Origin of the sequence: Nocardia stercoris (assembly GCF_003696265.1) — a bacterium.
Classification (GTDB): Bacteria; Actinomycetota; Actinomycetes; order Mycobacteriales; family Mycobacteriaceae; genus Nocardia; species Nocardia stercoris.
The window spans coordinates 132,300-158,851 of sequence record NZ_RFFH01000002.1; the positions used below are offsets into that span (position 1 = coordinate 132,300).

General features: G+C 69.1%; 27 protein-coding genes. 19 read left to right on the forward strand and 8 right to left on the reverse strand.

Annotation, left to right across the window (positions count from 1 at the left end; genetic code table 11):
* Window positions 1–5 precede the first annotated feature (5 nt).
* From EBN03_RS06065 to EBN03_RS06115, 11 genes are all read left to right on the forward strand, one after another.
* Complete coding sequence (locus EBN03_RS06065) at window positions 6–1,805, forward strand: glycosyltransferase family 87 protein (protein WP_233608241.1); 1,800 nt, start codon at window positions 6–8, stop codon at window positions 1,803–1,805.
* 81 nt (window positions 1,806–1,886) lie between these two features.
* A complete protein-coding gene (gene rpsF / locus EBN03_RS06070) occupies window positions 1,887–2,174 on the forward strand; it encodes a 30S ribosomal protein S6 (protein WP_122187330.1) in 288 nt (95 codons plus the stop codon).
* 157 nt (window positions 2,175–2,331) lie between these two features.
* Window positions 2,332–2,883, forward strand: a complete 552-nt coding sequence (locus EBN03_RS06075; RefSeq protein ID WP_122186937.1) for a single-stranded DNA-binding protein — start codon at window positions 2,332–2,334, stop codon at window positions 2,881–2,883.
* A 28-nt stretch (window positions 2,884–2,911) separates the two neighbouring features.
* Complete coding sequence (gene rpsR / locus EBN03_RS06080; RefSeq protein ID WP_122186938.1) at window positions 2,912–3,163, forward strand: 30S ribosomal protein S18; 252 nt, start codon at window positions 2,912–2,914, stop codon at window positions 3,161–3,163.
* 16 nt (window positions 3,164–3,179) lie between these two features.
* The gene (rplI, locus tag EBN03_RS06085) at window positions 3,180–3,635 is read left to right on the forward strand and encodes a 50S ribosomal protein L9 (protein ID WP_122186939.1); all 456 of its coding nucleotides are present in this window, start codon (window positions 3,180–3,182) and stop codon (window positions 3,633–3,635) included.
* Between the two features lie 652 nt (window positions 3,636–4,287).
* Complete coding sequence (gene dnaB / locus EBN03_RS06090; protein ID WP_122186940.1) at window positions 4,288–5,667, forward strand: replicative DNA helicase; 1,380 nt, start codon at window positions 4,288–4,290, stop codon at window positions 5,665–5,667.
* Between the two features lie 210 nt (window positions 5,668–5,877).
* Window positions 5,878–6,189, forward strand: coding sequence for a hypothetical protein (locus tag EBN03_RS06095; protein WP_122186941.1), 312 nt, complete (start codon window positions 5,878–5,880; stop codon window positions 6,187–6,189).
* 76 nt (window positions 6,190–6,265) lie between these two features.
* Window positions 6,266–6,697, forward strand: a complete 432-nt coding sequence (locus EBN03_RS06100; protein WP_122186942.1) for a DUF1003 domain-containing protein — start codon at window positions 6,266–6,268, stop codon at window positions 6,695–6,697.
* A gap of 107 nt (window positions 6,698–6,804) precedes the next feature.
* Entirely contained in the window at window positions 6,805–7,221 is a 417-nt protein-coding gene (locus tag EBN03_RS06105) for a DoxX family protein (protein ID WP_122186943.1), read from the forward strand.
* 55 nt (window positions 7,222–7,276) lie between these two features.
* The gene (locus EBN03_RS06110) at window positions 7,277–7,753 is read left to right on the forward strand and encodes a hypothetical protein (protein ID WP_199742634.1); all 477 of its coding nucleotides are present in this window, start codon (window positions 7,277–7,279) and stop codon (window positions 7,751–7,753) included.
* 4 nt (window positions 7,754–7,757) lie between these two features.
* Window positions 7,758–8,972, forward strand: a complete 1,215-nt coding sequence (locus EBN03_RS06115; RefSeq protein WP_122186944.1) for an AI-2E family transporter — start codon at window positions 7,758–7,760, stop codon at window positions 8,970–8,972.
* Here the strand turns inward: EBN03_RS06115 and EBN03_RS06120 are convergent.
* Window positions 8,958–9,437 (reverse strand): nuclear transport factor 2 family protein, encoded by a 480-nt coding sequence (locus EBN03_RS06120; RefSeq protein ID WP_122186945.1) that lies wholly within the window; start codon window positions 9,435–9,437, stop codon window positions 8,958–8,960. The two genes, EBN03_RS06115 and EBN03_RS06120, sit on opposite strands and share 15 nt — an antisense overlap.
* Window positions 9,438–9,648: 211 nt before the next feature.
* On the opposite strand from EBN03_RS06120, the gene EBN03_RS06125 reads away from it, so the two are divergent.
* On the forward strand, window positions 9,649–10,359 hold the full coding sequence (locus EBN03_RS06125; protein ID WP_122186946.1) for a hypothetical protein: 711 nt from the start codon (window positions 9,649–9,651) through the stop codon (window positions 10,357–10,359).
* Between the two features lie 24 nt (window positions 10,360–10,383).
* Window positions 10,384–11,349 (forward strand): GlxA family transcriptional regulator, encoded by a 966-nt coding sequence (locus tag EBN03_RS06130; protein ID WP_122187331.1) that lies wholly within the window; start codon window positions 10,384–10,386, stop codon window positions 11,347–11,349.
* A gap of 45 nt (window positions 11,350–11,394) precedes the next feature.
* Here EBN03_RS06130 and EBN03_RS06135 read toward each other — a convergent pair whose 3' ends face one another.
* Window positions 11,395–11,607, reverse strand: a complete 213-nt coding sequence (locus EBN03_RS06135; protein WP_122186947.1) for a hypothetical protein — start codon at window positions 11,605–11,607, stop codon at window positions 11,395–11,397.
* Between the two features lie 361 nt (window positions 11,608–11,968).
* The gene (locus tag EBN03_RS06140) at window positions 11,969–12,241 is read right to left on the reverse strand and encodes an ANTAR domain-containing protein (protein ID WP_122186948.1); all 273 of its coding nucleotides are present in this window, start codon (window positions 12,239–12,241) and stop codon (window positions 11,969–11,971) included.
* 207 nt (window positions 12,242–12,448) lie between these two features.
* On the opposite strand from EBN03_RS06140, the gene EBN03_RS06145 reads away from it, so the two are divergent.
* Complete coding sequence (locus EBN03_RS06145) at window positions 12,449–14,026, forward strand: phytoene desaturase family protein (protein ID WP_122186949.1); 1,578 nt, start codon at window positions 12,449–12,451, stop codon at window positions 14,024–14,026.
* On the opposite strand, the gene EBN03_RS06150 is transcribed toward EBN03_RS06145, so the two are convergent.
* On the reverse strand, window positions 14,023–14,640 hold the full coding sequence (locus EBN03_RS06150) for a PadR family transcriptional regulator (RefSeq protein ID WP_233608200.1): 618 nt from the start codon (window positions 14,638–14,640) through the stop codon (window positions 14,023–14,025). The two genes, EBN03_RS06145 and EBN03_RS06150, sit on opposite strands and share 4 nt — an antisense overlap.
* Window positions 14,641–14,758: 118 nt before the next feature.
* On the opposite strand from EBN03_RS06150, the gene EBN03_RS06155 reads away from it, so the two are divergent.
* Complete coding sequence (locus EBN03_RS06155) at window positions 14,759–15,211, forward strand: hypothetical protein (protein WP_122186950.1); 453 nt, start codon at window positions 14,759–14,761, stop codon at window positions 15,209–15,211.
* A 66-nt stretch (window positions 15,212–15,277) separates the two neighbouring features.
* Window positions 15,278–17,341 carry a CocE/NonD family hydrolase gene (locus EBN03_RS06160; protein WP_233608201.1) on the forward strand — a complete coding sequence of 688 codons (2,064 nt, stop codon included), beginning with the start codon at window positions 15,278–15,280 and terminating at the stop codon, window positions 17,339–17,341.
* On the opposite strand, the gene EBN03_RS06165 is transcribed toward EBN03_RS06160, so the two are convergent.
* The 3 genes from EBN03_RS06165 to EBN03_RS34040 form a co-directional block, all read right to left on the reverse strand.
* On the reverse strand, window positions 17,307–17,945 hold the full coding sequence (locus tag EBN03_RS06165; protein ID WP_122187334.1) for a TetR/AcrR family transcriptional regulator: 639 nt from the start codon (window positions 17,943–17,945) through the stop codon (window positions 17,307–17,309). The two genes, EBN03_RS06160 and EBN03_RS06165, sit on opposite strands and share 35 nt — an antisense overlap.
* A gap of 58 nt (window positions 17,946–18,003) precedes the next feature.
* Window positions 18,004–18,615: a GDSL-type esterase/lipase family protein gene (locus EBN03_RS06170; RefSeq protein WP_233608202.1), complete on the reverse strand. Its 612-nt coding sequence runs from the start codon at window positions 18,613–18,615 to the stop codon at window positions 18,004–18,006.
* Between the two features lie 217 nt (window positions 18,616–18,832).
* Window positions 18,833–19,006 carry a hypothetical protein gene (locus tag EBN03_RS34040; RefSeq protein WP_158675548.1) on the reverse strand — a complete coding sequence of 58 codons (174 nt, stop codon included), beginning with the start codon at window positions 19,004–19,006 and terminating at the stop codon, window positions 18,833–18,835.
* 63 nt (window positions 19,007–19,069) lie between these two features.
* On the opposite strand from EBN03_RS34040, the gene EBN03_RS06175 reads away from it, so the two are divergent.
* Entirely contained in the window at window positions 19,070–21,457 is a 2,388-nt protein-coding gene (locus EBN03_RS06175) for a lysylphosphatidylglycerol synthase transmembrane domain-containing protein (RefSeq protein WP_122186952.1), read from the forward strand.
* A gap of 237 nt (window positions 21,458–21,694) precedes the next feature.
* Here the strand turns inward: EBN03_RS06175 and EBN03_RS06180 are convergent, their stop codons facing one another.
* Window positions 21,695–22,654 (reverse strand): MBL fold metallo-hydrolase, encoded by a 960-nt coding sequence (locus tag EBN03_RS06180; protein WP_122186953.1) that lies wholly within the window; start codon window positions 22,652–22,654, stop codon window positions 21,695–21,697.
* Between the two features lie 315 nt (window positions 22,655–22,969).
* Here EBN03_RS06180 and EBN03_RS06185 point away from each other — a divergent pair, with 315 nt between their 5' ends.
* Both EBN03_RS06185 and EBN03_RS06190 read left to right on the forward strand, forming a co-directional pair.
* Complete coding sequence (locus EBN03_RS06185; RefSeq protein WP_122186954.1) at window positions 22,970–25,198, forward strand: acyltransferase domain-containing protein; 2,229 nt, start codon at window positions 22,970–22,972, stop codon at window positions 25,196–25,198.
* Between the two features lie 189 nt (window positions 25,199–25,387).
* The gene (locus EBN03_RS06190; RefSeq protein ID WP_122186955.1) at window positions 25,388–26,533 is read left to right on the forward strand and encodes a cation:proton antiporter; all 1,146 of its coding nucleotides are present in this window, start codon (window positions 25,388–25,390) and stop codon (window positions 26,531–26,533) included.
* Window positions 26,534–26,552 lie beyond the last annotated feature (19 nt).

The following is a 26,552-nucleotide window of genomic DNA, read 5'->3' on the forward strand; positions in this document are numbered from 1 at the left end:
CCGTGATCGAACAACTGGTGTCAACGCGGGCCGGAGCAGACCTGCCGGAGGATTTCCGGTCGGACTCTCCGGCCCCGCTGGCATCCGACCTGCGCTCCCTCGACGACCGGGACCTCCCCAGTCGCAACGACACGCTCGCCGCCGCCGGCTCCACCCTGATCGGCGGCCCGGTCGGTCGGCACGCGCTGATCGGCCGGTCCCGGTTCTGGACCCCGCTGCGCATCCTGCTGGTCTTCGCGCTGATGTTCCTGGCGCTGGGCTGGTTCGCGAAGGCGCCCTGTATCCAGCAGGCCAAGACCGGCGACGGCCACTACATGCTGGACTGGAGCAACAGCCGGCAGTACGTGGCCATGTGCTATTCGGACACGGTCCCGCTGTACGGCGCCGAACATCTCAACGAGGGCGCGTTCCCGTACAAGAAGTCCTGGACCGAGCCGGGCGCGAACGGGAAAACGCAGGTCCGGTACATGGAGTATCCGGTGCTGTCGGGGCTCTACCAGTACGCGGCGATGGAGGTCGGCCGGGCCTGGCAGCAGTTGAGCCTGCCCGGAACCCTGGCCGTGGTCGTGTATTTCGATGTGGTGGCGTTCGGGCTGGCGATCGCCTGGCTGATCACGGTGTGGGCGTCGTCGCAGTTGGCGGGCGGCCGGCGGATCTGGGATGCGGCGCTGATCGCGTTGTCGCCGCTGGTCGCGGTGCACATCTTCACCAACTTCGACGCGCTGGCGACCGCGTTCGCGGCGACCGGTCTGCTGGCGTGGGCGCGTAAGCGGCCGATCCTGGCCGGTGTGCTGCTCGGCCTGGGTACGGCCGCCAAGTTGTATCCGGTGTTCCTGCTGGCCCCGATCGTGCTGCTGTGTCTGCGGGCCGACAGCCGGCGCAAGGAGCCGGGCGGGTCGTTCGCGGACCTGCGGAAATTCGGTCCGGTCACCGGTATGCGGGCCTACCTGACCGCGGCTCCCGCGCGGCCGTTGCGTGCGGCGGCGCTGGCCGTGGTGGGCGCGGTGCTGTCCTGGACCGCGGTGAACCTGCCGATCGCGGTCCCGTATTTCGACGGCTGGCACGAGTTCATCCGGCTCAACACCACGCGTGGCCAGGACCCGGACTCGATCTACAACGTGATCTCGTCCTTCACTGGCTGGAAGGGACTCGACCCGGGCTTGGCGCCGGGCGCGCCGCCGACCGTGCTGAACGGCTTTTCGCTGGTGCTGTTCCTGGTGGCCTGTGTGGGTATCGCCTATATCGCGCTGACCGCACCGCGCCGGCCGCGGCTGATGCAGTTGTGCTTCCTGGTGGTGGCGGCGTTCCTGCTGACCAACAAGGTGTGGAGTCCGCAGTACTCGCTGTGGCTGGTACCGCTGGCGGCGCTGGCGCTGCCGAACCGCAAGGTGCTGCTGGCCTGGATGACGATCGACGCGTTCCTGTGGTTCCCGCGCATGTACTTCTATCTGGGCGTGGACAAGAAGGGTGTGCCCGAGCAGTGGTTCACCGGCACGGTGATCGTCCGCGATCTGGCCGTGCTCGTGATGTGCGCGCTGGTACTGCGCCAGATCTACCGGCCCGCCGAGGACCCGGTGCGCCGCGACGGTCTCGACGACCCGGCCGGCGGGCTGCTCGACGGCCTGCCCGATCCGCTGCTGCCCTGGCTGCCGGGCTTCCTGCAGCCGCGGGTGGCGCCGGTCTACACCGAGCAGGTCGACGGATTCGGCGGGGCGGCACAGGAATTCGCGATGGCGGCGGCCGCGTACGGGGACGGGCCGGACCGGCCCGCACCCGATTTCACCGAGCAACGGCCGGTCGGGTAGCCTTACCGGGTTGCTGACGCGACAACCCTCCTGCCACGGAAAGTCCGTGGCCGTTCCAGTCCACAGGAGGTGATGGGTTCCGTGCGTCATTACGAAGTGATGGTTATTCTCGATCCGAGCCTGGACGAGCGCACCGTCGGTCCGAACTTGGACAAGATGCTTGGTGTGGTCTCCCAGCAGGGCGGCAAGATCGACAAGGTCGAGATCTGGGGCCGCCGCCGGCTGGCCTACGAGATCGCCAAGCAGGCCGAAGGCATCTACGCGGTCGTCGACTTGACCGCCGAGTCCGCCACCGTGAGCGAGCTCGACCGTCAGCTGGGGCTGAACGAGTCGGTGCTGCGCACCAAGGTGCTGCGCCGCGGCAAGTAGACCGCACGGCGGTCACGGCAATCCGTGACCGCGCCGCGGTAGCGGCACGTAATTACCCTCCCCGCACGCACTACTCGTTTCCGTCGGTGCCTGTCTCTAGGCTCTGACGCAACAGTCACGAGTGCATGCGGTACTGCACCGGAAAGCAGGAGGAACCATGGCAGCAGGCGACACGGTCATCACCGTCATCGGAAATCTGACGGCCGATCCGGAACTGCGCTTCACACCCGCGGGTGCCGCGGTGGCGAACTTCACCGTCGCCTCCACGCCCCGGGTGTTCGACCGGAATTCCAACGAGTGGAAAGACGGCGAGGCGCTGTTCCTGCGCTGCAACATCTGGCGCGAGGCCGCGGAGAATGTTGCCGAAAGCCTGACCCGAGGCTCGCGAGTGATCGTGAGCGGACGACTCAAGCAGCGCTCCTACGAAACCCGCGAGGGTGAGAAGCGCACGGTCGTCGAGCTCGAGGTCGACGAGGTGGGTCCCTCCCTGCGCTACGCCACGGCGAAGGTCAACAAGACCACGCGCGGCGGCGGTGGCGGTGGCGGCTTCTCCGGCGGCAACGCCGGTGGTGGCGGGGGTGGCGGTAATTACGGCGGCTCCGGCGGGGGCAGTCGCGGCGGCCAGAGTGGCGCCGGCGACGACCCGTGGGGCAGCGCGCCCGCGGCCGGCTCCTTCGGGGGCCAGATGGACGACGAACCGCCGTTCTGACAAACGGCTCATCCACAGGAGTAAGACAATGGCGAAAGCACCCGCGCGCGAAAAGGTGCTGAAGAAGAAGGCGTGCGCCTTCTGCAAGGAGTCCAAGTCGGGCATCGTCTCGATCGACTACAAGGACACGACGCTGCTGCGTAAGTACGTCAGTGACCGGGGCAAGATCCGTGCCCGTCGCGTCACCGGCAACTGCGTGCAGCACCAGCGCGACATCGCGATCGCGGTCAAGAACTCGCGTGAGGTGGCGCTGCTGCCCTACGTGTCCACGGCTCGCTGAGAACGGAGGCAGACAAATGAAGCTCATTCTTACTGCTGACGTCGACAACCTCGGCGCTCCCGGCGACACCGTCGAGGTCAAGGACGGTTACGGCCGTAACTTCCTGCTGCCCCGCGGTCTGGCCATCCCGGCCACCCGTGGTGCCGAGAAGCAGGTCCAGGGCATCCGCCGGGCGCAGGACGCCCGCAAGGTGCGCGACCTCGACCACGCCAACGAGCTGAAGCAGGCCATCCAGGGCCTGGAGTCGGTGTCGCTGACGGTGAAGACCGCCGGCACCGGCAAGCTGTTCGGTTCGGTCACCGCGGCGGACGTCGCGGCCGCGATCAAGACCGCTGGTGGCCCGGTCGTCGACAAGCGCTCGATCGAGCTGCCGAAGGCGCACATCAAGGCGACCGGCAAGCACGGTATCCAGGTGCACCTGCACCCGGACGTCGTCGCCAAGTTCGACCTGCAGGTCGTCGGCGCCGAGTAGTTCCCCGCCCGGGTTCGCCCGGGTGCGAGCTCGCTTCGCTTGCGTGAGACCGCCTTTCGATTCGTCGAGGGGCGGTCTCACGCTGCGCTCGCGTGCGGTTTTCCCGGTGATAGCCGAACCGCACACTCCTGCCGGGCCGGTGCCGTCGCGCCGGTCGGCGAAAATATCCCCAGGTCCGGCCTTCGGTGTGGACAACTTTGCGAACCATCCGGTTGCGATGTGACCCGCGCCACTTGCTGTGCGCTGGCCGTTTCCCCAACACGCCCAGCAGTTCATCTTCCACGACACGCCGGTGTGATATCGATCCACAAGTCCACAACTGTGGAAACACTGCTCTAGCAGGTAATTCTCCGTATCCGAGTGCAGAATTCCCCAAGTGATACACAGAGGGTGCACAACGGCGGGTGAACATTTCACAAGTTATCCACAACCGTGTGCACAGTCGCGTTTGGTACTCCCCAGGTCGGTCCCCTAAGTTCGTCCGGGTGCCGTGCCGGACGACCGGAATCCCACGCTCGACGCGGTAGGTGTCCGTTTGCCGTGCCCCGGTCAGCGGAACTTGCCGTGCGCCGGTGGGATCGGCGAATCTGTCGGCCCCTGCGGGTACAAACGTTGTCGAGGTCGAACGTTAGGGAGAGGACGGTCGCATCCGATGGCAGTCGTCGACGATCGCGGACGTGCCGACGTGGCCGAACCACCCGGCGAGGATTTCGGGCGCCAGCCCCCGCACGACATGACGGCCGAGCAGTCGGTCCTGGGCGGCATGCTGCTCAGCAAGGACGCCATCGCCGACGTGGTCGAGGTCATCCGCCCCGGCGACTTCTACCGTCCCGCACACCAGGCCGTCTACGACGCGGTCCTGGACCTGTACGGCCGCGGTGAACCCGCCGACCCGGTCACCGTCGCCGCCACCCTGGAACGCAAGGGCGAACTCAAGCGCATCGGTGGCGCCCCCTATCTGGTCACCCTGACCCAGACCGTCCCCACCGCCGCGAACGCCTCCTACTACGCCGAGATCGTCGCGGAGAAGGCGATTCTGCGCCGCCTGGTGGAGGCCGGCACCCGCATCGTCCAGTACGGCTACGCCGGCGCCGACGGCCAGGACGTCGCCGAGGTCGTCGACCGCGCCCAAGCCGAGCTCTACGACGTCACCGAACGCCGCGCCAGCGAGGACTTCATGCCGCTCGAGGAGCTGCTGCAGCCCACGATGGACGAGATCGACTCCATCGCCAGCCGTGGCGGTATCTCCCTCGGCGTCCCAACGGGTTTCACCGAACTCGACGAACTGACCAACGGCCTCCACCCCGGCCAGATGATCATCGTCGCAGCCCGACCTGGAGTTGGAAAGTCAACTCTAGGAATGGATTTCATGCGGAGTTGCTCGATCAAGCACGGGTTGGCGAGCGTCATCTTCTCGCTGGAGATGAGCCGGACCGAGATCGTCATGCGTCTGTTGTCGGCGGAGGCGAAGATCAAGCTCGGGGATATGCGGGCCGGGCGGATGAGTGACGACGACTGGACGAAGCTGGCGCGGCGAATGAGTGAGATCTCGGAAGCGCCGCTGTTCGTGGACGATTCGCCGAACTTGACCATGATGGAGATCCGGGCCAAGGCGCGGCGGTTGAAGCAGCGGCACGATCTCAAGCTCGTGGTGGTGGACTATCTGCAGCTGATGACCTCGGGTAAGAAGGTCGAGTCCCGGCAGCAGGAAGTCTCGGAATTCTCCCGAAGCCTGAAGCTGCTGGCCAAGGAACTCGAGGTTCCGGTGATCGCGATCAGTCAGCTGAACCGTGGCCCCGAGCAGCGAACCGACAAGCGCCCCATGGTGTCCGACCTGCGTGAGTCCGGCTCGCTGGAGCAGGACGCCGACATGGTCATCCTGCTGCACCGCCCCGATGCCTTCGAACGCGACGACCCGCGCGGCGGTGAAGCCGACCTGATCGTGGGCAAGCACCGTAACGGCCCCACCGCCACCATCACCGTCGCCCACCAGCTGCACCTCAGCCGCTTCGTCGACATGGCCCGCGGCTGACCCGCAGCGTTCAGGCGGCTATATCGAATTCGCCTGTGTCGGGCATTGTTTCGCCTGAATAGTCCGCTATTACGGTGTCCGCGAACGGAAGTCCGCGACCGGGCGCCGAAACGGTCCGGCGCTGCCGTACAGTGCGGCGGTGGCCTGTGCGAAGCGGTATCGGGGGCGCCAGGGGCATTTGTCCGAACACCTTCGCACCGGGGAGATTTCGTGACCGATCGCCGTCGTAATGCCGTCCTCGCCGCCGTGTGCGCGCTGCCGATCGCCTTGTCCACGTTCGATGCCGCCGCCGCTGCCTCGCCGGTCCAGCCGGGCGTGACCACCGGTGGCGACCAGTCCGATCAGAATCTGGCAGTGGCGGTGCAGCCGGTCGACAATATGCCCGCCGCCCCAGACGAGCAGGCACCCGAGGCGGATCTGGCACCGGCTCCGGCCGCACCCTGGTGGGAAGCCGGTTCTGCGTTGCCGGGCATCCCCGATCTGGCGAACGGATTCCCCGCGCTGGCGCTGCGCGGCGCCTGATCCGGCTCAGCTCTCGCGGTCGGCCGACCACGCCTAGGATTCGGCGAGACCAGGAAAGCCGACGTCTGGAGCAGTCGTGTCCACCCAAACCCCGAAGCGCCGCCGCCATCCCGCGGTCGTCGACCTGCATGCCCGGCGGCAGGCCGATGTCCAGCTGCGGATCGCGGACTGGATCACCAAGTTCGCGGGTTCGATGGCGTTCGTCTACATCCATGCGGTCGGATTCGCGATCTGGATGATCTTCGCCGAGAAGAACCCGTGGCCCACGCTGACGCTGGCGGTGTCGCTGGAGGCGATCTTCCTGTCCACGTTCGTCATGATCGGCCAGAACCGGCAGGCGGAGTTCCAGCAGCTCAAGGCCGACCACGACTTCAATGCCCAGGAGCTGGAGTTGAAGACGAACACCGAGCTGACCCGCGCGATCCACCAGATGACCGCCGAACTGCATCGCCGCCTGATCGAGGAGCCGGACGCGGGCGGCGACGCCGATCGACGGCCGGCATCCTGACTGGTCACACCTTCGACACACTCTTGCCACAGCGGTTACGCGGTGTTGCCGATCCGCCACACTGAATGCCTGGTTGTCACCGTTCCATCACCATATGGAGGCACACCGTGGACGTTGTGGTTCTGATCGGCCGGATCTTCTTCTCGGCCCTGTTCCTGGCTTCGGCCGTGGGGCATCTGACCCAATCCAAGGCGATGGCGCAGTACGCGGCCGCCAAGCGCGTGCCGATGGCCGAGATGTCGGTGCTGGGCTCGGGCGTGCTGCTGGTAGTGGGCGCGTTGAGTGTGCTTCTAGGCGTGTGGGCCGATCTCGGCTGCCTGCTGCTGCTCGCGTTCCTGGTGCCGACGGCGCTGATCATGCACGATTTCTGGGCGCAGACCGATCCGCAGGCCAAGCAGATGGAAATGGTCAATTTCAACAAGAACATCTCGCTGGCGGGCGCGTGCCTGATGTTGTTCGCGTTCTTCGCGCACAACCATGATCTGGGCCTGACCTTGACCGGGCCGCTGTTCTCGCTGTCCTGACGCGATCGCGGCCGGGGCTCGACCGGGTGGTGCCGACGACTGAGGCGGTGCGTGCATGGGCTGGGCCAATGTGGCGATGGGTGCCGCTCCCGTGGCGGCCGGCGCGCTGGTGGGAATCGTGGCCGGCAACCTGCGGGGCCCGAATCTGCGGGAGATGATCAGCAAGGACTTGGACCTGCTGGACCGGATGCCGGCCGACCAGGTGGAACGCCGTACCCGATTGCAGGCCGTCGTCGACCGCAATATCGACGGCCTGATCGAGGCCCACGAACGAACCTTCCGGCTCGAGCAGGCGGCCCGAGCCTCGCGCGGTTTCGGCCGCGACCTGACGATCTTCGTGGCGGCGCTGCTGTTCGCGTTCGTGTGGTGGCACGTCGGCCACGACAAGCAGCACTGGCCGTCGACGTTCGTGGTGCTGATCGCGGTGGCGGCGGTGAGCGGGCTGCGGGCGGTGCGCACCGGCTACCTGGCGATCCGCGCGTACCTCACCGGCGGGCGGCGCACGCGATCGGCGAATTCGCTGCCACACTAATGCCATGGCAGGCACGGAGACGGACCTGGACGAGCCGGCGGACGACGGTGGGGGTGGCGCCGGCGCGCACGTGCTGGGCGAGCACATGCCGCAGTGGCTGCCGCGGGCGATCGCGACCGTGTTCGTCTATCTGGCGTTGTTCCTGTTGGCGGTGTGGGCTTTTCAGCGCCTGACCGGCATTCTGACGCTGCTGCTGGTGGCGTTCTTCGTATCGCTGGCGATGGAGCCGGCGGTGGGTGCGCTGGTCGGCAAGGGTGTGAACCGGGCGCTGGCCACGGCGGTGGTGTTCATCCTGTTGTTCGCGGGCGCGGCCGGGTTCATGTTCGCGCTGGTGACCCTGCTGGTGGAGACGATCACGCATCTGGTGAACGAGTTGCCGAGTCTGGTCGACAGCACGGTGCGGTGGGTGAATCGCACCTTCCACCAGAACTTTTCGCTGCACGAGTTGACCGATCGGCTGTTGCACGACTCCAACATCATCAACAACTACGCCCAGACCGCGGCCGGGAACATCTGGGGTGTGTCGAGCACGCTGCTGGGTGAGCTGGCGAAGATCTTCACGATCGCGCTGTTCAGCATGTATATGACGGCGGGCGGCCCGAAGTTGCGGCGCGCGGTGTGTTCGCTGTTGCCGCCGGCGCGGCAGGCGACGGTGTTGCACGCGTGGGATCTGGCGATCGAGAAGACCGGCGGTTACCTGTATTCCCGTGCGCTGCTGGCGGTGATCTCGACGGTCGCGCACGCATTTTTCCTGTGGATTCTCGATATCCCGAATGCGGTGGCGCTCGGGATCTGGTTCGGCGTGCTGGCGTCGTTCGTGCCGACGGTCGGCACGTACCTGGCGGGAATTCTGCCGATTCTGGTGGCGCTCACCATCCATCCGATCGACGCGGTGTGGATCTTCATCTTCGTGGTGCTGTATCAGTGGTTCCAGGATTATCTGCTGCAGCCGCGGATCACCGCGCGGACCGTGGATGTGAACGCGGCGGTCGCGTTGTTGGCCGTGCTGGCGGGTGGCGCGCTGCTGGGGGCGGTGGGTGCGCTGCTGGCGATTCCGGCCACCGCCACCGTGCAGGCGTTCCTGAGCGAGTACATCACCCGGTACGAGGTGCCGGAGGATCCGCGGATCGAGCGCACCACCTCGGTGCGCAAGCGGCGTAAGCAGGCGCAGGCCGCGCAGCGGTCGGCGGCCCCGCCCGCCGATTCAGGCGAGGGGTAGCGGTGTGCCGTATTCGGATTCGGGGCGCGGCCCGAAGATCCGGCGTTGTTCGGCGGTGATGGCGAGGTCGTTGATGGAGGCTTCGCGCCGCCGCATGAGCCCGCTCTCGTCGAACTCCCAGAGTTCGTTGCCGTAGCTGCGCCACCAGGCGCCGTCGTGGTCGTGCCATTCGTACTGGAACCGGACTGCCATGCGATTGCCGCGGAATCCCCAGAGTTCTTTTCGCAGGGCATATTCCAGTTCGCGTTCCCATTTCCGGGTGAGGAATCCGATGATCTCGGTTCGCCCGGTGACGAATTCGTCGCGATTACGCCAGATCGAATCGGGGGTGTAGGCCTGGGCGACCCGCTGTGGGTCGCGGCTGTTCCAGGCGTCCTCGGCGCGCTGGACTTTCGCGCGCGCCTGCGCCTCGTCGATGAAGGGCGGGACCAGCGGATTCGCCGGATCGATGGGTGTGTGTGCCATGGGTCCAGCTTGGCTGATGGGCGGGTTCCGGTGCCGTCCGCATCCGGACACGATTCCCACATTTCCGGACATACGACCAGGTTGGCGAATCCGTCGATTCGAATGCTCCGATTCGAATGTTTTCTAGTCAAACGAGGATGTTCCGGATAGTATCGGCGCGCTCTACGTTTGTAACCACAGGAGGACCCGGACCGTGCGCCGTACGATTGCAGTGGCCATTCTCGTACTCGCGACGGCCGTGTCGGCCGGTTGCGCGAAGGACGAATCCGCGGACTCCACGTCGTCGCCGGCGACGACCGCCCGGGCGGTACCCAAGGTGGCGGATCCGGCGGGCGACACCAAGGCCGCTGCGGGGGCGCAGCTGGTGCTCACCGACCTGCCCGAGGGCTACACCCAGGCGAGCCAGCCCGCCTCCACTCCCGACCGCGCCGGAGACAGCAACGCCGGGTACATCTGGGGCAAGCCCACACTGGACTGCATCGGCACCTCCCGGGACGCGCTGGGCCGCTTCGGCCCGATGGCCAATTCGGGCACCTTCAAGTCTCCCGAGAACGCGGTGGTGACCTCGATGGTCGAGTTCGAGCCGAACACCGACATCGCCGGCAAGGAGATGTCGATCGTGCACGACCCCAAACTCGATGCGTGCCTGCTGAGTTCGGCCCGGGACAGCGCCAAGGGCAACGCGGCGATCAACTTCACCTCGGTGGGCGCGACCGATCTCCCCCCGATGGGTGACGACTCGGCCGCGATCCGGACCACCGCCCACATGGCGACCAACGACCAGGACGCGTTCTCGGACGTGATCACCGTCCGGTCGGGCCGCGCGCTGGTCACGATGACCCTGCAGTCGGTCGGCCAGCCGTTCACCACCGACTTGGAGCAGCAGCTCACCCAGGTCGTGCTCGACCGCCTGCCGCACTGATCCCCGCGCACCTATCCTCCCGTGGTGGACAACAGGCAGGTGCTGGTGCTCGCGTTCGACGGTGTCCGGTTGCTGGACACCACGGCGGTGCTGGAGGTGTTCAGCACCGCGAACCGGCTGGGCGGGCACTACACGGTCGCGCTCTGCTCCCCCGACGGCACCGCGGTGACCACGGCGTCGGGCACGCGGCTGCTCCCGGACCGCGCGTATCCCGGCGCGGACCGGCCGCACACGGTGATCGTGCCCGGCTCGCCGCGCTTGACTACCGCCCCGGCGCCGGCGGAGTTGCTGACCGCGATCACCGCGGCCGGTGCGTCCGCGACCCGGGTCACCTCGGTGTGTACGGGGGCGTTCGCGCTGGCCGCGACGGGCCTGCTGGACGGGCGCCGCGCGACCACGCATTGGCGGTACGCGGAGCGGCTGGCCCGGTCGTATCCGAAGGTCGCCGTCGAACCGGACGCGATCTACGTCCGCGACGGCCACGTGACCACGTCGGCCGGGGTGAGCGCGGGGCTCGACCTGGCGCTGGCGCTGGTCGAGGAGGACGAGGGGCCCGATCTCGCGCGTGAGGTGGCCCGCGATCTGGTGGTGTTCCTGCAGCGTCCGGGCGGGCAGTCACAGTTCTCGGTGGCGGCCCGGACCGGGCGGCCGCGGCGCCGGGAATTGCGCGCGGTGCTGGACGCGGTGCTCGCCGATCCGGCCGCGGATCATTCGCTGCCAGCGATGGCGGCGCGCGCACATCTTTCCGGCCGCCATTTGAGCCGCCTGTTCGACGACGAATTATCTGTTACGCCAGCGACTTTCGTGGAAAGCGTGCGACTGGAGGCGGCGCGTCAGCTGCTGGAGTCCGGGGAATCGGTCTCCGGTGCCGCACAGCGATCCGGGATCGGCAGCGAGGAATCGCTGCGCCGCGTGTTCCTGCGCCGGCTGGGTGTCACACCGTCGGCTTATCGCGCGCGTTTCCGCACGGCGCACCGCGGCGCGCACTGAATCACCGCACGGGCAGCCGGGGCACCGTGCGGCGGATCGGGGGTGTCAGACGGATTCGTGTTCGGGGGTGAGTCCCTCGCTGAGCCGGAGCTGCTCGGCGACGTCGACCAGCTCACGCAGATGCTGGTCGGTGAGCCCGGCGGCGTTGGACAGCAGGCGACGCAGCGGCCGCTGGTCCAGATCACCCGCCAGGGTGGCGTCGCGGTCGACGATCAGCTGACCGGGGTGGACGGGGCGAAATTGACTGCGTGAAGGCATTGTGGGCCCTACTTTTCTCGGCGGTTCGGCGGGATGTTGCAGATTTTCCGAGTTCTCGTAGCAAAGAGTTCAACACGAGTGCGAGCGCCGGGCAATGGTTTTGTCCGAATCTGTGAGCGACTTAACCCTACTTCTATTCGGAAGGAAGTAACGATTCGGATACACCGGAATTTCGAGGAAAATACCCCTATTACGAAACGGACTTCGTCCCTTCAGAATCGCTTCGATTCGGGCACTCGGTATCCGTTGACCGCTAATTCACCGACACCGCATCCGCTTGTTCGGCCAGAGTTTGCCGACATCGATCCCGAATCGAAACCGACCGGTGGGTCGGCGGCCGGACGCGGCCGCCGACTCGGAACTACAGCGCGGCCGGCTCGGGGTGGCGCTCGAACAGTTCGCCCCAGGCCGCGCGGGCGGCGTCGGCGAACTTGTCACCCGCGGGGGCGGGCTGATCACACGCGAGATCGACCAGTGCCCGCGCCAGACCCAGCGCGGCAACGTGGTGCTGCTGGGCGGTCGCCAGGATCTCGTCGAACGCCTCGCTGACGCCACAGCGACGCAGGGCGATCAACACCCCTTCGGCGGTGTCGAGCAACCGTGCATCGGTGCGTCGAGCGTCGAGACCGGTCATAACAATTTTCTCCTTCTCGATGCGCTCGGGTCAGCGACCGACTCGGCAATACTGGCCGGTTACCGAAACGAAGTCAAGCAACTGTCCAATTCTCGATGCCGTTGCGCTGAGGGCATATTCGCGTCCCGAGGCCGGCTCGCCGGAGCAATTGCGGCGTTTCCCGGTTCAGCAGTGGAAAGCACCTGGCAATCGTGCTATTCAAGACCGATGGGCGCTTCCTACGACGTGGTTATCGTCGGCGGTGGGCACAACGGATTGGTCGCTGCCGCCTACCTCGCCCGGGCCGGGCGCTCGGTGCTGTTACTGGAACAGCAGGACCGGCTCGGCGGCGCGGCGGTCTCGGAACGAGTCTTCGACGGCATCGACGCGCGCCTGTCGCGCTACTCCTACCTGGTCAGCCTGCTCCCCGAGCGGATCGTGCGCGATCTGGACCTGAACTTCGCCACCCGCCGCCGGCGGATCTCCTCCTATACCCCCGTCGACGGCACATCCCTGCTGGTGGATACCGCGCGCCCCGACCGCACCCGGGACGCGTTCGAGGCCCTCACCGGCTCGGCGGCCGAGTACCGGGCCTGGGAGCGGTTCTACGCCATGACCACCCGGATGGCCCAGCAGGTCTTCCCCACCCTGACCGAGCCGCTACCCACCCGCGCCGAACTCCAGCGGCGGATCGACGACCGGGTGGCCTGGGAGACGGTCTTCGAACGCCCGATCGGCGAGACGCTGGAGGCCGAGTTCGGCCACGACGCCGTGCGCGGCATCGTGCTCACCGACGCGCTGATCGGCACCTTCGCCGGGGCGCACGATCCGGCGCTGCGGCAGAATCGTTGCCTGCTGTATCACGTCATCGGGCGGGGCACCGGCGAGTGGGACGTCCCGATCGGCGGCATGGGCGCGTTGACCGGCGCCCTGGCGGACGCGGCGCGGGCGGCAGGGGCGAAACTGGTCACCGGGGCGAACGTCACGGCCGTTCGTGCCGACGGCCGGACCGCCGAGGTCACCTGGACGGGCGGGACCGGGGGGAGCCGCGCGCCCGATACCGCGGCCGAGACGAGCGCGGGGGCGCGCTACGTGCTGGCCAATGTCGCGCCCTACACCCTGGCGTCGCTGCTCGGCACCGCCGCGCCACCGAAACCCCAAGGCGCCCAACTGAAGATCAATATGCTGGTGGACCGGCTCCCCCGCCTGCTGGACGGCACCGATCCGCGGGATGCCTTCGCCGGCACCTTCCATATCGCCGAGGGCTACGGCGCCCTGGAGCGGGCCTACCTGGAGGCGGCCGCCGGCCGGCTGCCCGCGGCACCGCCCTCCGAAATCTATTGCCACACATTGACCGACCGTTCGATCCTGGGTCCCGGCCCGGCCGCGGCCGGCATGCACACCCTGACCCTGTTCGGATTGCACACGCCCCCAGCACTGTTCGCGAACGATCCGGAGCGGTCCACGGCCACGCTGGTGGAGTCCACCCTCGACTGCCTCGATGCCGTTCTGGCCGAATCGATCCGGGACCGCCTGGTGACCGATGCCGACGGCAAGCCCTGCCTGGAGGCCCGCAACCCGCTGGACCTGGAGCGGGAGATCGGGTTGCCCGGCGGCCATATCTTCCACGGCGACTTGGCTTTTCCCTATCTGGCGACGAACGCGGACGCGACGGACCCGGCGGTCCGCTGGGGTGTGGCGACCGAGGTGCCGAACGTCCTGCTGTGCGGGGCGGGGGCGGTGCGCGGTGGCGGGGTCAGCGGTATCGGCGGCCACAACGCGGCCATGGCGGTGCTGTCGCGCTAGGCGTCGGACGACCGGTCGACGTGCGGGGCCAGTGATTCCCACGACCAGGTGAGGCGGCCCGTGGTGAGGTCGGCGACCACGCCGTCCACCCAGGCCAGTTCGGCGACGGTGACCGCGCGCAGGTATTCGTCCTCGAGGGCGGTGACCCGCGGGAGCCCCAGTTTCGCGGCGAGTTCCGCGTCGCGGTCCATGTCCGCGAGCCGGGCGCGCAGGGCGTCGGCGCGGCGGGCCAGTTCCGCCCGGGCGCCGTCGGGCCCGAGCAGCATCATCGACGACAGCGCGGCGGGGAACTCGGGAAACTCGTTGCGCGGCACCGCGATCATCTCGGCCAGCCAGCCGACGCACGCGGCGCGTCCGGTGTCGGTGATCTCGTACACCGTGCGCTCCGGGTACTGCTGATCGCGCCCGGTCTCGCGGACCGCGACCAGCCCGGCCTCCTGCAGCCGGCCGATGGTCTTGTACAGCCCGGCCCGCTGGCCGACGTTGACCACTTGGTCCTTGCCCCACTCCTTGATGCGCCGCTGGATGCCGTACGGGTGCATGGGTTCCAGCGTGAGGATGCCGAGCACCGTCATGGCCAGGGGAGAGCGCTTGAACTGGGGCGATGCGGTCACAGGGGCATAGTACCCAGATTTCTTCCGATAGATTCTCGACAACTAGTTGCAAAGACACTAGTTGCCATGCCACTATTGAGGAGCAGGCAGCACCGACCACAGGGACAAGGAACACGCCGTGAACGCCACCACCATCCACGTCGACCACGACACCACCAAGCGCCTCGGGCACTGGACCGACGCCACCCGCTTCGACATCTCGGCTCGCTACGGCAGCGCCGTGGTGGACCTGCGCTCCCCCGAGATCGCGGGCAGCGACGACATCGTCGTGGAGGTCGCGATCGACCACGGCATGATCAAACTGCTCGTGCCCGACGACGCGGTGATCGACCAGACCGGGCTGACCTGGACCGGGCGCGGCCGGGTCAAGGACATGGCCCGCCCGAAGGACGCGGCCGGCCGGGTCGTGCGACTCACCGGCACCGTCGCCTCCGGCGAGATCCGGGTCCACCGCGCGGGTATCGCGGTGCTGTCGGCACTGTTCTCCCGCGAGTTCTTCGAGGACGCCAAGCGCGCCCGCCGGGAGGGCCGCACACCGACGGTGGCCGACCCCGCCAACACGCCGCGCTGAGCCAACGTGCCGGCGGTTGCCCACCCCGGGTGATCGCCGTTACACTCCTCGCGATCAACAGGAACTATGAAGTTCCTGATTCTGGAGGGGTGCGAGTACATGGTCAACCACCGGCCGAGGGCGCTGGCCGCCGTCATGACCACACTGGCACTCACCACCGGAGGTGTCGTCGCGGCCGCGCCGGGGCACGCGGACACCTCCGCGCTGGACGCCCAGTTCGAAGCGACTTATCAAGCACCCCAGCAGTACCCGAACATCGCCATCGACTGGGACGTCCCGATCACGATGAGCGACGGCACCGTGCTGAAGGCCAACGTCTACCGCCCGGCCGATGCCGCCGGGCACCCGGTCGACGAACAGCTGCCCACCATCGTGAACCTCACGCCCTACACCAAATTGGTGGGCGCCCTCGCCGAAGCCGCGCTCTCCGTTCCCGGCCTGTCCGACGCGCTGGTGAAAGTGCTTGCCAAGGCAGACTTCTCGGCGCTCGGCATGAGCTCGCTCAGCGACATCCTGCGCGCGGTGCCCGGCGGCGCCGGCCGCACCTTCGCGGTCGACCCCAACCTGGTGCGCAGCGGCTATACCCAGGTAGTGGTCGACGTGCGCGGCACCGGGTTCTCCCAGGGCGACTGGCAGGTCTTCGGCGACCGCGAACAAGCCGACGGCGCCGAGGTGATCGACTGGGCCGCACAGCAGCCCTGGTCCGACGGCAAGATCGGCATGAACGGCATCTCCTACTCGGGCATCAACCAATTGCAAACCGCCGAACGGCATCCCGCCGCGCTCGGCGCGATCTTCCCGATCGTGCCCGGCAGCGACCTGATCCGCGACGTCGCCGCGCCCGGCGGCGCCCTCGGGATCGGCTTCATCCCGGAATGGCTGGCCGCGGTGGACGGCACGAAGCTGATCCCCGACCTGACCGCACTGCTGACCGGCAAGTTCGACTGGACCTGGCTGGCCGACCGCGCCGCCGACCCGCTCACCTTCATCGACACCGTGATCGCGGCGCTGACCACGCCGTCGGTGGATCAGATTCCACCGCAGCTCTATTCGGTCCTGAACAACCGAAGCGACCTGCGGCAGGCCTGGCTCGGGCACCCCGAACAGATCCAGGTACCCACCTTCGTCTACGGCGGCTGGCACGACATCTTCACCTACTCCTCGCCGCAGGTGTACAACGCCGTGGACGTGCCGGCCGAGCAGAAGAAGCTGCTGATGGGCGACACCTACCACGTCACCACCAGCGCCGGACTCGGCGACCCCGGCGCACCCGCACCCCTGGACGCGCTGCAGCGCGCCTGGTTCGACAAGTGGCTCAAGGGAATCGACAACGGCATCGACCGGTACAGCCCGGTCACCCTGTGGCAGCAGGGAACCGAGCAGTGGACCACCGACGACAGCTTCCCGCGCGCCGGAATGGACTACCGGCGAATGTATCTCGGCGCGACGACCTCCGGGACCGCGCCGCAGAGCCGCTACGACGGCAGCCTCGCCGCGCAACCCGACGGTCCCGCAACCGTTTCCGTGGACCCGAGCATGCTCACGATGTGCTCGCGCGACGCGATCCAGGGCACCGCGGGCCTGGTCCCGGAACCGGACCAGTGCGCGAAGGACGCCCGGATCAGCGAGGGCGCCGCACTGAGTTTCACCAGCGCGCCGGTGGACCGGCCGACCGTGATCTCCGGCCCGATCGGCGTCCACCTGAACACGGTGCTCGACGCCACCGACGGTTACTGGACCGTGACGGTGAACGACGTTGCCCCGGACGGACACTCGACCGTATGGTCCACGGGCCAACTGCAGGCCTCCCTGCGGGCGGTGGACGAGTCGAAGGCGCAGCGGTCCGCGAACGGCGACTACACCGACCCCTATCCCGCGCTGTCCCTGGACCAACGGCAGCCGGTGGTGCCCGGTGCGCCGACCGTGCTCGATATCGGGATCCGCGCCACCGACGGCATGCTGCAGCCCGGACACCGGCTGCGCCTGGACGTCTTCGCCGGCAACCTGCCGAGCAGCATTCCGGTGCGCCCGCTGCTGAACGAAAGTGGGCTGCGCACCCAGCATCTGGCGCTCGACCCGGATCAGCCGAGCTGGATCAACGTTCCAGTTCAGGCGGATTCGGGCTGGTGACCGGTCCCGCTCCGGCCGGTGACGTATCGTCGAGCCGGTCCAGGACCGCCGAGACCACCAGGTGGGCGCTGTCCACCACCTCGCGCAGTGGCCGGTCGTAACCGTTGAGCACCCACTGCTGGGCGATGACCAGCATCGCCCCCGCCAGTCCTGTGACCACGGTCCGCTGCCCGGACGGTCCGGGCGGCAAACCCAGTGCCCTGACGCATACTTCGACCAGCGCCTGGAACCGCCCCCGGTAGATCTCGTCCACCGCGGGGCTCACGCCCAGGATCTCGAAGAAGGCGATCCGCGGCACCGGCGGATCGTCCGCGATCAACTCGAAATAGCCGGTCAACATCCCCAACGCCCGCGCGGCCGGGTCGGTGCCGCCGCGCTCGGCGCCACGCACGATGGCGTCCCGGATGCGACCGGTCACCACCTCGTACGCGGCGAGCAGCAACGCCTCACTGCCGTCGAAGGATTCGTAGAAGTAGCGTTTGCCCACCCCGGCCCGCGCGCAGACGGCGTTGATGGTGGTGGCCCGGTAGCCCTCGGTCCCGAACTCGGCCACGGCGGCCTCGATCAACCGCGTGCGCCGCTCCCGCTGGCGCTGTTCGGGCATGCGGCCCCGATACTTTCGGCCGTCGGCATCGGAATCGGGGACCTTCACGCCGCCATGTCTACACCACCCCGAAGGCGGTCGTGAACCAGTGGTTCCAGCCGGGGGACAGCAAGTCCGCGTACCGTTCGTAGGCCGCGCCGTCGGGGTGGTAGCCGTCGCCGGCGGCGATCTCGCGCTGCCAGACCACGTCGGCGGACAGCGGTTCCAGCGCCCGCAGGTACCCGACGTCCGCGGCGGCGCAGACCGCGGCGAAGCGCGCGTCCAATTCGGCCAGCCGCGCGTTGTGCTCGGGATCGATGTTCGGTGGCGGCGACACCACCAGCCGGTGCCAGCCCCGATCGGCAGCCGTATCGAGAAACGCCACCAGATTCGCCACCGATTTCTCCGGCTCGACGCGCGGCCGCCCGTCCTCCAACACCGTGTCGTTGGCACCGAACGCGAACACCACACCGGCGGCCACCCCCGCGGGCAGCCGCCGGGCACATTCGGCCTCCCAGCGCGCCGCGATATCGGCGGATGTCTCGCGCCGGATCCCGAGGTTGTACCAGGTCAGCGGCCATCCGACGGCCTGGGCGCGGGCAGCGAGTCGGCCCGGCCAGCCCAGGGCCGTCCGGTCACCGACCCCGGCGACCAGCGAGTCCCCGACGAAACAGATGCGAATATCGGACATCACCCGAGTGATGGTGGCACGACCACGCCAATATGATCACGAGCAGGTTGCCCGTCGGATCCGCGCGGCAAACCCGGCCACCGTCGTCCGTTCCGGAGGGAGAGACCGTGCACCCGTCACCGCTGCCGGAAGCCGTCGATCCGCGCGACGGCGCGTCAGCGCCCGCGCGCGCGGTCCCGCCGTTGAACAATGCCCTGGTGTCGCTCGCACCTCCGGGTCACCGGGCCGCCCCCGCCACAGGCACCGCGGTCGGGTGAATACCGGCGACGACGAACCGCAGCGGTCCGGCAACCAGCCGGACCGCGACCAGCCGCGCCCGGGAGCGGTCGGCACCGCCGATCAGCCCGAGCCACGCGACAGTGCCGGGAACGGGCAGCCCCCGATCCGGCATACTCACAGCGGAGCCGGCCCCGGGCCCGAGGTCGCGCCGACGATCCGAAAGACGCGACACGACATGCGAGTCGACGGACGAGAGATCTCGGTCTCCGGCAACCTGCTGCAACCCCGGATCCGCCGGACCAGCGACATCCTGCGGGTCATCGCGTCGGCGATCCTGATGACCCTGGTGGTCCTCGGTTCGCTGATCACCCGGCCGCGCTGGGAGGCCCTGGAACGCTCGGTGTCCGGGATCGTCGGCTTCCTCACGCCCGAGCAGTCCAACCTCGTGTATCTGCTCTACAGCATCGCCATCTTCGCGCTGCCGTTCGCGATCGCGGTCCGGCTGATCCTGCGCATGCAGTGGAAACTGCTGGCCGGCTACCTGGCCGCGGGCGCGATCGCGGTGGTCCAACTGTCGATCACGCACACCGGGTTCTCCGCGCCCAGCTGGCATCTAGGGGTCCCGAACCAGCTCGACACCTTCCTGGCCCAGTTCCTCGACGACCCGCGCTGGATCGCGATGCTCACCGCGATGCTGACCGTCGCGAGCCCGTGGCTGCCGCCGAAGGGCCGGCGCTGGTGGTGGACCCTGCTGCTGGCGTTCGTGCCGCTGCACCTGTTCGTCAGTCTGGTGGTGCCGTCCCGGGCCATGTTCGGGGTCGCGGTCGGCTGGCTGATCGGCGCGATCATCGTGCTGCTCGTCGGCACGCCCGCACTCGAGGTGCCGTTGGAGGCGGCGGTGCGGGTGCTGGCCCGGCGCGGGTACACGGTCGCGGAATTCACCGTCATCCGGCCGGCCGGACCCGGGCCGCTGCTGCTGTCGGCGACCACGGGCGACCCCGGCGACCAGGCCCGCACCCAGCAGCTGGTCGTCGAGCTGTACGGGCAGAACCAGCGCAGTACCGGCATGCTGCGGCAGCTGCGGCGATTCCTGGCCTTCCGCAGTTCCGAACGCAGTCCCGGTTTCGCGTCGATGCGCCGGGCCGTCGAGCACCGGGCCCTGATGGGGATCGCGATGGGCGATCTGGGGCTGGCCAACAACAAGCCGCTGACCGTGGCCGCCCTGGACCGCGGCTGGATGCTGTACGCGCACACCGTTCCCCGCGGCGCGCCGCTGTCCGGGGCGGACGCCGACCGGCTGCCCGACGTGTGGCGGGCGTTGCGCGGCATGCACCGCGCCCAGATCACCCACGGTGACCTGCGCACCGAGGAGATCCGGCTCGCCGACGGCCAGGTGCTGTTCGGCGGCTTCTACAACGCCGAGTTCGGCACCTTCGACGCCCGCTTCTCCGCCGATGTCGCGCAGCTGCTGCTCACCTCGGCCCACCTGTACGGCCCGGAGCGGGTCGTCGAGTCGGCGATCGACATCCTGGGCGCGCAGGCGGTGCTGAACGCGTCCCGCCGGCTCACCCGCTGGGCGCTACCGGCGACCGTGCGGCGTTCGGTGCCCTCCCCCGGCGATCTGATGAACCGGGTCCGCGAGCAGGTGCTGCTGCAGACCGGTGCCGAATCGATCGAGACCGCCCAGATCACCCGGTTCTCGCAGAACCAGATCGTGCAGCTGGTCCTGCTCATCGGCCTGGTGTACGTGGCGTACCCGTACATCAGCCAGGTGCCGACCTTCTTCACCGAACTGCGCACCGTGGACTGGTGGTGGGCGCTGGTCGGGTTGTCGATGTCGGCGGCCACGTATGTCGGTGCGGCACTGGCACTGTGGGGTTGTGCGGGCGGGAAGATCGATATCCGCAACCTGCTCGCCATGCAGGTCGCGAACACCTTCGCCGCCACCACCACTCCCGCCGGGGTGGGCGGCCTGGCGCTGAGTGTGCGGTTCCTGCAGCGCAGCGGGCTCGGCGCGGTGCGCGCCACGGCGGCGGTGGCGCTGAACCAGACCGTGCAGGTGGTCACCCACGTGCTGCTGCTGATCGTGTTCAGCGTGACCGCGGGTGTGTCGGCGAACCTTTCGCACTTCGTGCCCAGCGCGACCGTGCTGTACCTGGCCGCGGGCACCCTGTTCGGGGTCGCGGGCGTCGCGCTGCTGGTGCCGACCGTCCGGCGCTGGCTGCGCACCGAGGTCCGGCCGCAGCTGGCGACGGTAGGCGAGGAGCTGAAAATCCTGTCCCGCCATCCGCTGCGGCTGTCGATGATCGTGGGCGGCTGTGCCACCACCACACTGGCCGCGGCGGGCGCGCTGTGGGCGGCGGTCGAAGCCTTCGGCGGGACAACCGGATTCGTGACCGTCACCATCGTCACCATGATCGGCGGCACGCTGGCGTCGGCGGCCCCGACCCCGGGCGGTGTGGGCGCCGTCGAGGCCGCGCTGATCGGTGGCCTGGCCGCCTTCGGCGTGCCGGCCGCGATCGCCGTGCCCGCGGTGCTGCTGTACCGGGTGCTGACCTGCTGGCTGCCGGTGTTCTGCGGCTGGCCGCTGATGCGCTGGCTGACCGCCCGCGAATTGATCTGACCGTTCAGGCTGTGCCGACGGCGCCTGGACCGGGCGGCCTGCGTGGTTACACTGCGCTGCCGCCTCCGCCCGCTGACCGGCTCAGGCGCGGGCCGACGGCGCCTGGACCGGGCGGCCTGCGTGGTTACACTGCGCTGCCGCCTCCGCCCGCTGACCGGCTCAGGCGCGGGCCGACGGCGCCTGGACCGGGCGGCCTGCGTGGTTACACTGCGCTGCCGCCTCCGCCCGCTGACCGGCTCAGGCGCGGGCCGCGGCCGCGGCGGCGTCGTGGCCGGCGATCACCTCGATGCCGGGCGGCAGGGCGTGCAGGCGCTGGATGGTGCGGAACGCCTCGTCGCGGTCGGCGTCGAACAGCTTGCCGGGCATGGGCGCCTTCTCCCGGATCATGGTGACCTGCAGGGTGTTCCACACCGCGTCGCCGGCCAGCAGCACGCGGGTGCCGTCGTCGACGGCGAGCAGCACGCCGAGGCTGCCCGGGGTGTGACCGGGCAGGGCCACCAGCAGCACCGAGCCGTCACCGAACAGGTCGTGGCTGGCGGTGAAGGTCAGGACCGGCGGCCCGTCGAGCTCGACCGGCGCCACGGTACGGCCCGACAGCGGGGCGCGGACCACACCGTAGGGTGCGTGCTCGCCCGCGGTCGCCCAGTCGTATTCCACTGCGGGAACCCGGAGTTCGACCGGCGCGGGTAGTTCGAGCAGACCAGAGACGTGATCCCAGTGCAGATGCGTCGCGACGGTGAAATCGATCTGATCGACCGAAACGCCCTGTGCGGACAACACTTCCGCCAGCCCGGCCACCGCCCCGTGCGGCTCCACCAGCTGCCGCAACGGCACCGGCTGGCCGGGCAGCACGCTGCGTCGCACGTCGCCGCACAGCGCCGGATCGACCAGGAAACGCGCCGTCGGATGTTCGACCAGGAAGCAGCCGTACCAGATCGGCGCGGTGCGCAAGGTCCGAACGCCCTCGGCCGCAATGGTCATCGGCACGTCGCCACCGGCCTGCCGCAGGGCGCGCAGCCGGACGGTGGCTGTCGCGGTGGGCAGCTCCGCGATCGTGAGCGCGGCCAGGAACTCCGGGTCGGCTTGCCGGGGCCGCAGCAACTTGCCGGGCGTGGCCGCCAGAGCCGAACAGCAATCCAGCAGCGTGCGCGCCAGCGTGGGCCGGCCGAGCACGGGATCCGGTGCGGAGACAGGCATACCGCGCACTATATCCGCTTCCCGGTGCCCGCTCCGGGTGGATCGTGGGGGACGAATCCGATCTACCCGACAACAGTTTTCGCCGATGTCGGCATCGCGGCGAGAACGCCTACACTTGTTGTGCCCCCACCACCGCAGGACCCGTCCGGGTCGGGTACCCGACTGCGCGGAGCTGGGCCGGCACACCCTAGGGCGGCGGATTCCACCGGATGCGGGAGGAGACCTGGTGACACGACACTCAGGCCACGCCATCTCCAAATCTGTTGACACACTAGACATCTCACCCATTACGACCGGTCGCGGCAGGCGGGCCACATGAAACCACCGTTCACCGCCGGCGCCACCGCACCCCTGTTGCTGTTCGCCGGCGGTGGCGGCCTGCAACCACGACTGGGGCGGATGCTCGCCGCCCGCTATCCCGTCTTCGCGCGTGCCCTCGACGCCGCCGCCGACGCCGTGACGGCGGCCGGCGGTCCCCGGGTCTGGACCCCGCGCTACGGCTTCGGCCGCAGCATCGACGACCCGCGCGCCGCCGAGCCGGCGCTGTTCACCTACCAGGTAGCCATGGCGGAACTGCTGCGCGCCTGCGGCATCCGGCCCGCCGCCCTGATCGGCTACGGGCCCGGCGAAGTGGCGGCCGCCGCGGTTGCCGGCGCACTGAGCTGGACCGACGCCGCCCGGCTGGCCGTCGTGCGCGGCTGGCTGCTGGCCCGGCACCCGAGCGCGGCCGCCATGCTCGCGGCACCCGCCGAGGAGGTGCACAAGCTGGTCCAGCCGCTGCGCGGAGAGGTGGCCGTCGCGGCGGTGCACGGGTCGCGCTCGGTGCTGGTCACCGGCGCACCCGGCACGATCGGAACGGTCCTGCGGCGCGCCCGCCGCCGGGGCATGGCCGCCCAGGAGCTGGCCCGGGCCGGGCACCAGCCCTGGCCGGTCCTCGACAATCAGCTGTTCATCGCGGAATTGGGTCCGTTGCGCGCGGATTCCGGTGCGGTACCCATCTATTCGACCACCCGGCTGCGCACCGGCGCGGCCACCGGCCGCTTCGACGCCGGCTACTGGGCCGACCACGGCAGCGGCCCGGTCGAGCTGCCCCGCGCCCTGGATTCCGCTGCCCGCGACGGGTTCTCCACCGTCGTCGAGATCGGACCCGCCGCGGTGCCGGCCGTTCGGACCCATCCGGCCTTCCGCGCCGGTATCCAGGCCGTCACCGGCGGCGCCGACGAGGCATCCACCCTGCTCGACGCCCTCGAACAGGTCCGGCACCGCCTGTACCCGTCGGCCACACCCGGCCCGGAACCGACCGCGGCCCCACCGGTCGCCGCAACCGGGGCGCCGGAGGCCTTCCGCGACCCGTATTCGACTGCGGTGCAACCGCTTCCGGTGTTACGCCCCGGCATCCCAGCAGGCTCCGGTCACGAGGCGGGCTTCCGCGATCCGTATCCGACTGCGGCGCAACCGCTACCGATCCTGCCGACCACCTCCGAATCGAACTCGGACGGACCGGCAGCCTTCCGCGACCCGTACCCCACTGCCGCCCAACCGCTGCCGATCCTGCCGCTCGCCCCCGAATCCAGTGGATCCGGCAGCGATCCGTACGCCACCGCAGCCCAACCACTGCCGACCAACGCGTCCGATCCGAACGATCCACCAGTCTTCCGTGCCCCGTATTCCACCGCGGCGCAACCGCTACCGATCCTGCCGCTCGCCCCCGAATCCGGTGGATCCGGCAGCGATCCGTACCCCACCGCAGCCCAACCACTGCCGATCATCTCGACCACCTCATCCGAGCCAGGCGAACCGGCCGTCCTCCGCGATCCGTATCCCACTGCCGCGCAACCGCTGCCGCGTCTCGGCGACCAACCGAACTTCGCAGATCCGTATCCCACGGGAGTTCAACAGCTTCCCGGCGCGACGACCGGTAGTGACCTCGAATCATGCGCTGCGGCACCGCAACCCGAGCAGCGCCTGCGACCGGTGCTGCACCTGGCGCTCGGCCGCCCGAACACTCCGGACCATGCCCGCACCCCGCATCCGGTGCAGGTGGAGCCGGACGGCACCTATGTCGTCACCGAGGGTCTCGGCCCGCTGGGCGCGGCGGCGGCCCGTTGGCTGCTCACCGCCGGCGCCCACGATGTCGTCGTCCTGACCCGCAATCCCGATTCGCTCCCCCCGCTATTGTCCGGCTGGGAAGACCGGGTCGTCGTGGTCGGCTGCGAGGTGGGCGACCGCGCCGACCTGGCCGCCGCCATCGACGACATCCGTTCCTGCGGCTCGATCATCCGCGGGCTGGTCCACGGCCTCCAACTGCACCACCCCGACGCCCACGACGCCGACGAATCGGAACGCATCGCCGCCGACCTGCTCGACCTCACCGACACCGACCCGATCGATTTCATGGTCCTGTTCGCCGGCCCCGGGCCCTCCCCCACCACCGACCCCCTGGTCGGCCTGGCCCGCGCCCACCCGGACCGCCGCTTGATCGGCGTCGGCCGCGGTATGGAACTCACCTCTCTGGACGACGAAGGCGGGGCCGAGAGCGCCTGACCGCCGAGCTCATCCGAGCCGATCACGCTGGACGTCGATACCGAACGCGCCCGGGTGTCCAGCCCGAGAACGACAGCCGGGCGTGTCGGTCGCGTGTGGCGCGCCGGGGGCGGATGATGCCGGGATGTTCGTCCCCATTCCAGGTAGTCGCATCCGTCCGGGCCGCATCGGATCGCCGGGTGGTCGGCCGTGACGTTCTCGACCCTCGCCCTCGTGCTCGTCCTCGGCTCCGCGGGACCGTTGCTCGCCTGGCGGGCGAACTGGCACGTCCCCATCGTCATCGGTGAACTGTTTGCCGGAATCATCTTCGGTGCCAGTGGATTTCGCGTGCTGCATCCCGACGAGCCGACCTTCGCGTTCCTGGCCGACATGGGGTTCGCGCTGGTGATGTTCGTGGCGGGCACGCATGTGCCGGTGCGGAGCGCGGAGGTGCGGTCCGCGCTGGGTACCGGGTTGCTGCGGGCGGCGCTGGTGGGGCTCTGCGCCGCCGGCGCCGGATACGGGATCGCCTCCTGGTTCGATCTGCCGCACGGCGCGATCTACGCGGTGCTGATGGCATCGTCGTCCGCGGCGGTGGTGCTGCCGATCATCGACTCACAACAGCTGACCGGGCCCGCGGTGCTGCAGATGACCGCACAGGTCGCGGTGGCCGATACGGTCGGGGTGGTGGCGCTGCCGCTGGTGATCGACCCGGCGCACGCCGGGCGGGCCGCGCTGGGCGCGCTGGCGGTCGCGGCGGCCGCGGGGGTGATGCTCGGCGCACTGCGGTACCTGGACCGGATCGGCCTGCGCCGGCGTGCGGAACAGATCTCCGAGCAGCGAAAGTTCGCCTTGGAGTTGCGAATCGGGCTGGTGCTGCTGTTCGCGCTGGCCGCCGTCGCGACCCGGGCCGGGGTCTCGATCATGCTGGCCGGATTCGCCGCCGGGCTGGCGGTCAGCGCCACCGGTGAGCCGCGCCGGGTGGCCGAGCAGCTGTTCGCGATCACCGAGGGCTTCCTGGGTCCGCTGTTCTTCGTCTGGCTCGGCGCCCGGCTCAACCTCCGCGAATTCAGCGAACAACCACATCTGATCGTGCTCGGTCTGGCGCTCGGTGCCGGTGCGGTCGCGGTGCATATCGCGATGCGCGCGGTGGGACAGCCGATTCCGCTCGGCATGCTGGCCGCAGCGCAGATCGGGTTACCGGTCGCGGCGGTGACGGTGGGTGGTCAACTCCACGTCCTGCGGCCCGGGGAGGGCGCGGCGATCATGCTGGGCGCGCTGGTGACGGTCGCCGCGGCAGGCATCGGCGGGGCGCTCGCGGCGCGGAAGACGGCCCAGGCACCGACGGCGCACTGAGCGGCGGCGCGCCGGATAC